Source organism: Romboutsia ilealis (assembly GCF_900015215.1).
Classification (GTDB): Bacteria; Bacillota; Clostridia; order Peptostreptococcales; family Peptostreptococcaceae; genus Romboutsia; species Romboutsia ilealis.
On the sequence record NZ_LN555523.1, the window covers coordinates 207,860 to 219,591 of the forward strand.

General features: G+C 29.4%; 12 protein-coding genes and 1 other RNA gene. 11 read left to right on the top strand and 2 right to left on the bottom strand.

The genetic code is table 11. The annotated features are described in order from the left end of the window. The first annotated feature begins 2 nt into the window (after positions 1–2). From gpmI to ssrA, 8 genes are all read left to right on the top strand, one after another. Positions 3–1,529, top strand: coding sequence for a 2,3-bisphosphoglycerate-independent phosphoglycerate mutase (gpmI, locus tag CRIB_RS00975; RefSeq protein WP_180702716.1), 1,527 nt, complete (start codon positions 3–5; stop codon positions 1,527–1,529). A 105-nt stretch (positions 1,530–1,634) separates the two neighbouring features. Continuing rightward, positions 1,635–2,945, top strand: a complete 1,311-nt coding sequence (eno, locus tag CRIB_RS00980; RefSeq protein ID WP_180702717.1) for a phosphopyruvate hydratase — start codon at positions 1,635–1,637, stop codon at positions 2,943–2,945. A gap of 217 nt (positions 2,946–3,162) precedes the next feature. Then, positions 3,163–3,384, top strand: a complete 222-nt coding sequence (secG, locus tag CRIB_RS00985) for a preprotein translocase subunit SecG (protein ID WP_180703629.1) — start codon at positions 3,163–3,165, stop codon at positions 3,382–3,384. 280 nt (positions 3,385–3,664) lie between these two features. Beyond that, positions 3,665–4,330: a hypothetical protein gene (locus CRIB_RS00990; RefSeq protein WP_180702718.1), complete on the top strand. Its 666-nt coding sequence runs from the start codon at positions 3,665–3,667 to the stop codon at positions 4,328–4,330. Beyond that, positions 4,320–5,282, top strand: coding sequence for a DUF4097 family beta strand repeat-containing protein (locus CRIB_RS00995; protein WP_180702719.1), 963 nt, complete (start codon positions 4,320–4,322; stop codon positions 5,280–5,282). The genes CRIB_RS00990 and CRIB_RS00995 overlap by 11 nt, the downstream gene beginning before the upstream one ends. Before the next feature lie 351 nt (positions 5,283–5,633). Continuing rightward, positions 5,634–7,817, top strand: a complete 2,184-nt coding sequence (gene rnr, locus CRIB_RS01000; RefSeq protein WP_180702720.1) for a ribonuclease R — start codon at positions 5,634–5,636, stop codon at positions 7,815–7,817. A gap of 142 nt (positions 7,818–7,959) precedes the next feature. Further along, on the top strand, positions 7,960–8,415 hold the full coding sequence (smpB, locus tag CRIB_RS01005) for an SsrA-binding protein SmpB (RefSeq protein ID WP_071119183.1): 456 nt from the start codon (positions 7,960–7,962) through the stop codon (positions 8,413–8,415). A 123-nt stretch (positions 8,416–8,538) separates the two neighbouring features. Then, positions 8,539–8,890, top strand: a transfer-messenger RNA (tmRNA) gene (gene ssrA / locus CRIB_RS01010). Positions 8,891–9,323: 433 nt separating this feature from the next. On the opposite strand, the gene CRIB_RS01015 is transcribed toward ssrA, so the two are convergent. Further along, positions 9,324–10,499, bottom strand: a complete 1,176-nt coding sequence (locus CRIB_RS01015; protein ID WP_180702721.1) for a tyrosine-type recombinase/integrase — start codon at positions 10,497–10,499, stop codon at positions 9,324–9,326. Beyond that, positions 10,489–10,983, bottom strand: coding sequence for a helix-turn-helix domain-containing protein (locus tag CRIB_RS01020; RefSeq protein WP_180702722.1), 495 nt, complete (start codon positions 10,981–10,983; stop codon positions 10,489–10,491). The genes CRIB_RS01015 and CRIB_RS01020 overlap by 11 nt, the downstream gene beginning before the upstream one ends. Positions 10,984–11,185: 202 nt before the next feature. Between CRIB_RS01020 and CRIB_RS01025 the strand changes: the two genes are divergently transcribed. From CRIB_RS01025 to CRIB_RS01035, 3 genes are read left to right on the top strand one after another with little or no spacing between them, the layout of a single operon-like run. Beyond that, positions 11,186–11,374 carry a helix-turn-helix domain-containing protein gene (locus CRIB_RS01025; protein WP_180702723.1) on the top strand — a complete coding sequence of 63 codons (189 nt, stop codon included), beginning with the start codon at positions 11,186–11,188 and terminating at the stop codon, positions 11,372–11,374. A gap of 8 nt (positions 11,375–11,382) precedes the next feature. Then, the gene (locus CRIB_RS01030) at positions 11,383–11,544 is read left to right on the top strand and encodes a hypothetical protein (protein WP_180702724.1); all 162 of its coding nucleotides are present in this window, start codon (positions 11,383–11,385) and stop codon (positions 11,542–11,544) included. Beyond that, a complete protein-coding gene (locus CRIB_RS01035) occupies positions 11,544–11,726 on the top strand; it encodes a helix-turn-helix domain-containing protein (protein WP_180702725.1) in 183 nt (60 codons plus the stop codon). Before CRIB_RS01030 ends, CRIB_RS01035 begins: the two co-directional genes overlap by 1 nt. Positions 11,727–11,732: the final 6 nt, after the last annotated feature.

Here is an 11,732-nt window from a genome sequence, read left to right on the forward strand (position 1 = left end):
ATATGAAAAAACCAGTTGCTTTAATAATAATGGATGGATTTGGAGAAAGCAAAAACCTTGATGGAAATGCTATAGCATCTTCAAATACACCTAATTTAGATAAAATAATGAATGAATATCCTCATACATTAATTCAAGCTAGTGGACTTGATGTAGGTCTTCCAGATGGACAAATGGGTAACTCAGAAGTTGGTCATACTAACATCGGTGCAGGAAGAATAGTATATCAAGATTTAACTAGAGTTAGTAAAGCTATAGAAGATGGAGATTTCTTCAAAAATGAAGTTTTACTAAAGGCTATGGAAAATGCAAAAGAACATTCTCTTCACTTAATGGGATTATTATCTAATGGTGGAGTACACTCTCATATAGACCATTTAAAAGCTTTAATAAAAATGGCTAAAGAAAATGGCGTAGAAAATGTATTTGTTCATGCATTTACAGATGGAAGAGACGTAGATCCAAGAAGTGCTCTGGAATTTGTAGAAGATGTAGAAAACTACATGAAGGAAGTTGGAGTAGGAAAAATAGCTTCACTTTCTGGTAGATACTATGCTATGGACAGAGATAAGAGATGGGAAAGAGTATGCCTTGCATATGAAGCTATGGTTAATGGAAAAGGAAATACAGCAACTTCTGCTAAAGAAGCAATAGAAAAATCTTATGCTGAGGACAAAAATGATGAGTTCATTGTTCCTACAGTTATAGTTGAAGATGGTAAGCCATTAGGACTTATAAAAGAAGATGATTCTATAGTATTTGGTAACTTTAGACCAGATAGAGCTAGAGAAATAACTAGAGCTATAGTTGATACTGATTTTGCTGGATTTGAAAGACCAAACATGAAGACATTCTTCGTATGCTTAACTACATACGATGTAACTATAAAAAATGTAAATGTAGCATTTAAACCACAAAGTTTAGAAAATACATTAGGTGAATATTTATCGTCAAAAGGGAAGAGCCAATTAAGAGCTGCTGAAACTGAAAAGTATGCTCACGTTACATTCTTCTTTAATGGTGGAGTAGAAGAACCAAATGATGGTGAAGATAGATTATTAGTTCCATCTCCAAAGGTTGCAACTTATGACTTACAACCAGAGATGAGTGCTTATGAATTAACAGATAAATTATTATCTAAAATAGATGAAGATAGATATGATTTAATCGTAGTAAACTACGCTAATCCTGATATGGTAGGGCATACAGGTGTTATAAAAGCAGCTGTTAAAGCTGTAGAAGCTGTTGATACTTGCGTAGGAAAAGTAGTAGATAAAATACTTTCTAAAGGTGGGAAGGCAATAATAACTGCTGACCATGGTAACGCAGAGTATATGTGGGATGCAAATACAGAGTCAACTGTAACAGCTCACTCAACTAATCCAGTACCATTTATGGTAGTAGGGGAAGAATTAAAAGATGCAAAATTAAAAGAAGATGGTAGGTTATCAGATATTGCACCTACAATCTTAGATATGATGAACTTAGAGCAACCAGAACAAATGACTGGTCACTCTTTAATAAAATAAAGTTTATAAAAATGATAAATTACATAAATTTAAAATTTACCCATCAAATAAATTTTAATACAATGTAATTTAATTTAATATATAATTTGGAGAGGAGATATAAATATGTCAGTTATAGAATTAGTATATGCAAGAGAAGTATTAGATTCAAGAGGGAACCCAACTGTAGAGGTTGAAGTAGCATTAGAAAGTGGAGCAGTAGGAAGAGCTATAGTTCCATCAGGAGCTTCTACAGGAGCTTTCGAAGCAGTTGAATTAAGAGATGGTGACAAAGGAAGATACATAGGAAAAGGTGTAGAAAAGGCTGTTGCTAACGTAAATGAAATAATAGCTCCAGAATTAGAAGGAATGGATGCTTTTGATCAACCTGCAGTAGATGCTTTAATGATAGAATTAGATGGAACTCACAACAAAGGTAAATTAGGGGCTAATGCAATACTTGGTGTTTCTATGGCTGTTGCTAGAGCGGCTGCTGAAGAATTAGGATTACCATTATTCCAATACATAGGTGGAGTTAACGCTAAGCAATTACCAGTACCAATGATGAACATATTAAACGGTGGAGAACATGCTGATAACAGTGTTGACGTTCAAGAGTTCATGATATTACCAGTAGGAGCTAAGTCATTCAGAGAAGGATTAAGAATGGGTGCAGAAGTATTCCACTCATTAAAGAAAGTTCTTTCAGATAGAGGATTAGCTTGTGGTGTAGGTGACGAAGGTGGATTCGCTCCAAACTTAGGATCAAACAGAGAAGCTTTAGAATTAATAGTTGAAGCTATAGAAAAAGCTGGATACAAGCCAGGAGATGACGTAAGATTAGGTCTTGACGTTGCTGCTACAGAAATGTACGATAAAGAAACTAAACTTTATGATTTAAAACACGAAGGTAAAAAATTAACTGCTGAACAAATGGTTGATTTATACGAAGAGTGGGTTAACAACTTCCCAATAGTAACAATAGAAGACGGTTTAGATGAAGAAGACTGGGATGGATGGAAAGTATTAACTGAAAGATTAGGAAAGAAAGTACAATTAGTTGGAGACGACTTATTCGTTACTAACACAGAAAGATTAGAAAGAGGAATAGAAGCTGGTGTTGCTAACTCTATATTAATAAAAGTTAACCAAATAGGTACAATAACTGAAACTTTAGATGCTATAGAAATGGCTAAGAGAGCTGGATACACTGCAGTTATATCTCACAGATCAGGAGAAACAGAAGATACAACTATAGCTGACTTAGCAGTAGCTGTAAACGCTGGACAAATAAAAACTGGTGCTCCATCAAGAACTGATAGAGTTGCTAAATACAACCAATTATTAAGAATAGAAGAAATGGTTGGAGAGCAAGCTAGATACTGTGGAATGAATTCTTTCTACAACTTAAAGAAAGAATCTGTTCTTGTAAAATAAATTAATTATAGAATTTAATATTATTTAAAAATAAATTTTAAATAATAATCCCTATACAGTATATTTGTATAGGGATTATTTGTATATTATACTGTTGCTAATATATTGAAGCAAAGGTTAATTTTAGGCTACATACCTTGAATTGACTACATTAGTGTGATATATTAAAGTATGAAACAATTTTATAAACTAAAGATTAGGAGGTGGATATATGAACATAAGTAATATACTAATGGGAGTGCAAGTAGTACTAGCAATAGTTCTTATATTAAGTATAATGCCACAAGATACAAAGAGTGCAGTTCCTTCGCAATATGGTGGAGAAGGAAACCAAAGCTACTTCAAACCAAAGGGAAAAGAAGCATTCCTTGGAAGGATGACAAAAATAGCAGCAGTATTATTCTTTATAAATGCAATAGCTATGCTTTTAGTTAAATAATTGGCCATTATTTAATTTATTTATTTTTAAGAATTAAATTTAGTTTTTAAAAGGACAACCACGTATATGCGTGGTTGTTTTTGTGTTGCAAAATATAACTAAGAAAAACTACTTATGATAGTAGAATATGAATTTTATATGTGTAACTAAAAGAAAGATATTTATATATTATATATTATTAGAAGATACCTCATTATAAACCGCAGGCGGTAGAAAAGAATATGAACAGAAAAAATAGATTATTTATAGTTTAATTTAATTAAAAATTGGGGGAATAGATATGAATACAAGAATAAAGCAATATGTAGATAGCTTGTTTCAAGATGCACCTAAGACTAGAAGAATATATGAATTAAAAGAAGAAATTTTTTTAAACATAAATGAGAATTATAATAATTTAATAGAAATGGGATTAGACGAGGAAAGTGCTTATAATAAGTCGATTTCAAATGTAGATAATATAGATAAACTGATACAAGATAATTATTTTTTTATAAAAGAAGAAAAAGAATATAAGAAAAAATCGGCATTAATAATAGCAATTGCAGTTGCTATGTATATATTATGTCCAGTACCTTTGATAATTTTAGGGACTTTAGGGGGTGACACATTTGCTATTTTAGGTGTAGGTATTTTACTTTCGATGATAGCCGTAGCCACAGGTCTTTTAATATATAACTCAAATACAAAACCAAGATATATTGATATTGATGATGAACTATATGAAGAATTTAAAGAATGGAAATCTGAAAAAGAATTAGATAGAGACGGAGAGAGATCAATACTTTCAGTAGTAGATTCATTAACCGTAGTAATTTATTTTATAGTTAGCTTTTATTATGGAAACTGGGGAGTATCATGGGTAATATTTTTAATTGGAGGAGCTATAAAAAAAATAATAAGAGCATATTTTGATTTGAAGGAGACGAAATTACATGAGAAATAGCAATGCTAAATTAAGAATTGCAATATGGTCAGTAATAACGGTAGTTTTAATTGGACTTCTAATAAATTGTACTTCAAATAGTAAATTTTATATTTTCGATAGATTATCTAACCTTATAGACTTTAGGAACTATGGAATTTTTAAGCACCTAAGTCAAGGTGAGATAAAAGAAATTAATGAATATACATCAAAGATAGATGATATAAAAGAAATTAAATTTGATTTAAGTATAGACACAGTAATAGTGTCAGAAAGTAATGAAAAATATGTAAAAATAATAGAAAAATCTAATTATAAATTAGAGAATGATGAAAAACTAAAAGTATCTAAAAATGGAAATACGATAGAAGTATCAAGGAACGAAATAAATGTTAGAAAAAAATTTAATAATATATATAGAACAGTAGAGATTTATTTACCAAAAGATTATAGAAATAATTTAGTATTAAATAATGAATTAGGAGACGTATACATTGAATCTCCTTTTAATTTAGAAAAGCTTGAAATAAATCAAAATACAGGTGATTTAAATATAAATTTCAATATAGTTTGTAATGAATTTATATCACATGTAGCTACAGGAGACATAGATATAGCAAATATTTACGTAACAAAATATTATATACAGACTAATGTTGGTGATATTGATATTAAGAGATTAAATGGTTTTGGTGATATAAGGTCAAATATAGGAGATATAGAATGTAATATAAATGAAATTGGTGGGGACATATATATAGAATCAAACACAGGTGATGTAGATATATTTTTAAATAAAGATTGCAACTTTAATTTAAATGCAAAGTATAATATTGGAGATTTTGACACTGATTTGGAGTTTGGAGATTTTAAACAAAATAAAAAAAATATAATTGCTAAAGTTGGAGATAATCCTTTTAATAACATAAATATAAAATGCAATATAGGTGATTTAGAAATAAACAGTAAATAAATTTATATAAAGAATAAAGTTTAAATTATTATTACTCTAAAATTTACCAAACAATTTTATTGGTGTATAATGATTAAAAGATAGGAATAATATAGTAATAAGTAATTAACTCCTTGTGCTAGTTAAATTTAGTCATTGAAATTACTAGGGCTAATTGTATAAAAGTGAATTATTAAAAAATACTGTATAGCATTTTCAATATGTATAGAGATTAACTAGCACAACAGATTAATTATTAAAATAATAGCGTATAAATTCAAATAGCTAAGCTTGAACAAGATATATATAATATCTTATCAACATATAGTTTAACTTAAGCGAATTTAATCATAAAAAATAGGAGGATAATAAATGTTACCTGGACTTAAAGAACGTTTATTAGGACTAATAAATGATCCAGCATATACACCTTTAAAAAAGGAAGAACTAGCTTTAATATTTGACATACATCCAACAGAGATGCCTATGTTTTATAATTTCTTAGAAGAATTAGAAGAAGACGGATACATAGGAAAAACTAAAAAAGGAAAAATAGCATCACCTAAATCAATGGGGTACTTCGTAGGTAAATTCGTAGCTCATAGGAAAGGATTCGGATTTGTTGAGTCAGACGAAGAATACACACAAGACTTATTTATACCAGCAGCTGATGTAAATGGTGCTATGCACAACGATAGAGTTGTAGCAGAAATAACAAAACCTGCAACTGATGAAAGAAGAGCAGAAGGTGCAATAATAAAAGTACTTGAAAGAGAAATAACTAAAGTAGTTGGTGAATTCCAATCAAACAAAACTTTTGGATTCGTAATTGCCGATGAAAAGAAATTCAATCAAGATATATATATACCTAAAAAATACTTCAGTGGAGCAAAAGACGGAGATAAAGTTGTTGTTCAAATAACTATATGGCCACAAGCTGGAAGAAAGCCAGAAGGTAAAATAATAGAAGTATTAGGGCCAAAAGGTGAAAAGGAAGTTGAAATACTTTCTATAATAAGAGCACATGGGCTTCCTGAAGAATTTCCTAAAAAGGTATTAGAAGAAGCTCAAAAAGTAGCAGTACCAATACCACAAGAAGAAATTGATAGAAGATTAGATATAAGAGATTTAAATATATTCACTATAGATGGTGAAGATGCAAAAGACTTAGATGACGCAATATCTATAGAAAGATTATCTAACGGAAACTTCAAATTAGGTGTTCACATTGCAGACGTTACACATTATGTACATGAAAAAAGTAAATTAGATAAAGAAGCCTTAAAAAGAGCAACATCTGTTTACTTAGTAGATACAGTAATCCCAATGTTACCGAAAACTCTTTCAAATGGAGTTTGTAGTTTAAATCCTCATGAAGATAAACTTACATTATCAGTATTTATGGAAATAGATAGAAAAGGTAATGTAAAACAATACGATATAAAAGAAACAATAATAAATTCTAAAGCTAGAATGACTTATACAGAAGTATCAGACATACTAGAGAATGATGATGAAGAATTAAAGGCTAAATATTCTCATGTAGCAGAAGATTTTAAAACTGCTGAAGTATTAGCAAGAATATTAATGGATAGAAGAAGTAAAAGAGGAGCAATAGATTTTGACTTCCCAGAAGCTAAAATAATATTAACTCCAGAAGGCAAAGTTTCTGATATAAAAGAATACGAAAGAAGAATATCTAATAGAATAATAGAAGAGTTCATGCTTATAACAAATGAAACAGTAGCAGAACATTATTTCTGGTTAAATATACCTTTTGTTTACAGAATACATGAAACTCCATCGCCTGAAAAAATGCAAGAACTAGGCAAGTTTGTATCTACATTTGGATATACTATAAAAGGTGAATTAGAAGAAGTTCATCCAAAAGCACTACAATCAATAATAAATGCAATAAAAGGAAAAAGAGAAGAAGAAGCTATAAGTACAATAATGCTACGTTCATTAAAGCAAGCTAGATATTCACCAGAATGTAGCGGACACTTTGGATTAGCAGCTAAGTACTATAGCCACTTTACTTCTCCAATAAGAAGATATCCAGACCTTCAAATACACAGAATAATGAAGGAACATTTAAATAATAAAATAAATAAGAAAAGACAAGAACAACTTGTAAATATAGTAGACTATGCATCAACTCAATCATCAGAAAGAGAAAGAGCTGCGGACTTAGCTGAAAGAGATGTTAAAGACTATTACAAAGCTGTTTATATGGAAGATAAGGTTGGAGAAGAATTTGACGGAGTTGTATCAAGTGTAACTTCATTTGGTATGTTTATAGAATTACCTAACACTGTTGAAGGATTATCTAGACTTGCAAATATGGGTGATGACTATTATATTTATGACGAAATGACATATACTATAATAGGAGAGCGTACAAGAAAGACATATAGAATAGGTGATCCTGTTAGAATAAAAGTTGACAATGTAAATGTAGATTTAAGAGAAATAGACTTTAAGATACTTTACAAATTAGAAGATAGACCACAAGTTGAAGAGCAAGATAAACCTTTTGATGAGATAGAAGAATAAGAAATTTTTTAAAAAATATAAGGTGTCGGTTTTCCCGACGCCCTATATTAAACTAGTAAACTTGACTAATAAGTACAAATATGGTATATTTTTACTAATAGAACATATAATAAATAAGAATTTAAAGTAAGAAGGTGAACGTATGGCAGGAACTAAAACATTAGCTACAAACAGAAAAGCAAGACATGAGTATTTTATAGAAGAAACTTATGAATGTGGTATCGAATTAAAAGGTACAGAAGTAAAATCAATCAGACAAGGAAAAGTAAACTTAACTGATGGATATGCATCTGTAGATAATAGCGAAGTATTTATAAAACAAGTTCATATAAGCCCATACGAGCAAGGAAACAGATTTAATGTTGACCCTTTAAGAGTAAGAAAATTGTTACTTCATAAGCATGAAATAAGAAAGCTTATAGGGGCTACAACAGTTAAAGGATACTCATTAATTCCTTTAAGCATGTATCTTAAAAATGGTAAAGTTAAAGTTGAATTAGCTTTAGCAAAAGGTAAAAAGTTACACGATAAACGTCAAGACTTAGCTAAAAAAGATGCTCAAAGAACTATAGAAAGAGAGCTTAGAGGAAAATACTAAATAATCCACTAAATAACATTTGATTTTAATACTAAAAAGTATTAATATATAAATACAACAACTTAATATAAATGGTGAATAAAAAAGTTTGCGAAAACAGTCCAAGGACTTTAAACTTACCACGGGGGCGTAAAGGTTTCGACGTGGGTTTGGAACTTGGGGCTGCGTGTCGTGTTACTCTGGGTCACGTAAAAACTGGGGAACTTAAAATAAACGCAAACGATAATTACGCTTTAGCAGCTTAATAATGCTGCTCGACCCGCCTCGCCCTCCTGCCGGTTAGGCCTGGTCGTCATTTATGCAGGGAACTACTTTTGGGGTGTCTCGACCAAAAGCGGACTAATTGGGACTGGTCAATCACATAGCCTGCCGCTGGGCGATGTGTGAGACGAGACTTTAGTACAGTTGGCTACACACGTAGATGCAACAGGGAAAAGACTTGCGGACAGGGGTTCGACTCCCCTCGTCTCCACCAATTATATAATAATAATGGCTACAATAATTGGAATTACTGAGGTTTAACCTTTGGTAGTTCCTTTTATTTTATAGTTTTCCCCACAACATGCCCACAACTAGATATTTTTAGGCTTATTTTTACCATAATAATTATAGTGATGGTGGCCTTTCCTGGTTTTGTATGCGGAGTAGGTTAAGTAATTAATTATTTAATTTTTTTTAAAAAGTTGAAAAAAGTATCTTTACTATCTTCAAAGTATCTTTACATATTGGAATTACTAGTGTTTAGAAAATGTATAAGTATCTTCAAAGTATCTTTATAGTGTCTTTATACTATCTTTAAACTATCTTTATATATAATATATATCTTAAAAAAACTAAAACCAGGAATACCACGACCATTATTATTATTGGTATTAAGCATAAAAAAAGAAACCATCTATTAAATGGCTCTATATTATAAATATACTATTAAGTTTCTCAACGGCTTCAAGTTTTGTATCATCCATTACATGAGTATATATATCCATGGTAATACTAATATCATAATGACCCATTAATATTTGGACTGTTTTAGGTGGGATATTAGCTTCAAATAATCTAGTAGCATAAGTATGTCTTAAAGCATGAAATTTAATAGGCTCTATATTTAATTTTTTTAATATTGATGTTAGATTTCTTCCAGGCCTTTTATCATCAATACTATTACCTATATCATCAGTAAATACATAATTATTATTGATATAAGCTTCTCCAATAAATAACCTTTGTTTATTTTGGTTTTTCTTATGTTCTTTAAGTTTATTTAATATATCATTAGGTATTGGTATAGTCCTATTACTATTTTTAGTTTTTGGAGTTTGCTCTAATATTTCATATACTCCAGTAACTGGATTTTTACTTCTTGATAAAGTTCTATTTACAGTTAGCATACCAGTATTAAAATCTATATCAGACCATTTTAACCCTAATAACTCTCCTAATCTTAATCCAGTACCAAGTGCCACCAGGAATAACATTTCTAACTTATGGCCTTTTATAGCTTCTATAAATTTTTGTTGTTCTTCTTTGCTTAATACTTTTATAGTCTTAGTATTATTATCCTTAGGTAATGTAACCATTTTACAATAATTTTTTTGAATATATCCTTGTTTTTCAGCCTCTCCAAGACATGGTTTAAGTCTAGTATTAATACCTTTAATTGTTGATGGTGGTTTATTGTCTACTTTTTGAAGCTTGTTATAGTATCTTTGTATATGTGTTACTCTTAAATCTTTTAATTTAACCTTACCGAGTTCACTATCTTTTATATAATTCCTATATATTCCCTCGTATTTTTCAAATGATTTAGGCTTTAAATCTTGTATTCTATGGTCATATAACCAAGTATAAAACCATTCACTAACAGTTATTTTATCATCACTTGATATAGTACCTAATAACATTTCTTTTTTATATTGCTCTAATTTATTTTTAACGTCAGATTGTGTTTTACCTTCAAACTCTTTTCTAATAGGCTTACCATTATCATTATATCCAATGGTTATAGATGCTCTCCATCCTACTTGCTTTCCATTTCTCATCCTTTTAACGATAGACCCTTCTCCGTTTGCTCTTTTATTTGCCATCAGTACCACCACTTAATAATTTATTTATTAATTCTCCTTGTTTATCAATAAACTTGTAACATGATTCAATTTCTTTATCCTTTATTTTTATAAACTCTTCTAATTGATTAATTTTTGATAAATAAAGTAATTCTAATTGTTTTGGCTCTAATTTATCATATAAATATTCTTTGTTTTCAAGTTCATTTTCATAAAGTTGTTGATTTTTCAGTGTTATTATATCGTCAATACTCATTTTTGATAGTCTTTGGTCTATATATTCACTTAATAGATCATCATATACATCATCTTCTATGTCTAGTAACTTATTCATATCTATATTGAATATATCCGATATAAACCTAACTACACTAGGTGGTGGTGTTATTTCATTAGATTCATACTTTTGTATAGTTCGTAATGATTTATTTAATTTATTAGCTAGTTCAGTTTGAGTCATTTTATTTATTTTTCTATATCTTTTTATATTGTCTCCTATCGCCATTTAAATACCTCCATGTATCTTTTATATATTATAATGCATTATATATCGTTAATAATTAATAATATTATAACATAATATGAACCTTATATGAATAAAAACATCTTAAAATGAAAAAAAAATTTGACTAATACAATAAAAGTTTATATAATTAAAATAAGAATACGAATTAATATGTACTAAGTATTTTGAAAGGAGGTAAAAAATGTTTAGTTTAAAGTTAGCAAGAATAAAGAAAAATTTAACTCAAAAACAATTGGCTGAGTTAGTTGGTGTATCATCATCAACAATAAACCGTATAGAAACTGGCAAACAAGTGTTAAAACTTGATATGCTTAGTAAATTAGCTGAAGTATTAGAAATACAAGTAAATGAGTTATTAGAGGTAAAATAGGGGGATTTATGAAGGAAATAAAAGAACATGAATTACTTCATCCAGTAGAAAGTAATTTATTAATTGATTTAGTAGAAGGACAGTATATAGCAATAGGAGAAAAAAAGACAGTTAGGAAAGTATTTGATGATTTAATAAAGAAGATAGAGAATTTAACAAGGGGGATATAATGGAAAATAAAAAACTAATGACAGTTAAAGAATTTGCAAAAGAATATGGATTAGGAACTAATAAAGCTTATGAGATGGTAAGAGCTAAAGGATTTCCAGTAATAACATTAGGTAAAAAGAAGCTTATAGTAAGAGATAGAATAGATGAGTTTTTATATAAAAATATAGGTAATTCATTTTAGGAGGTG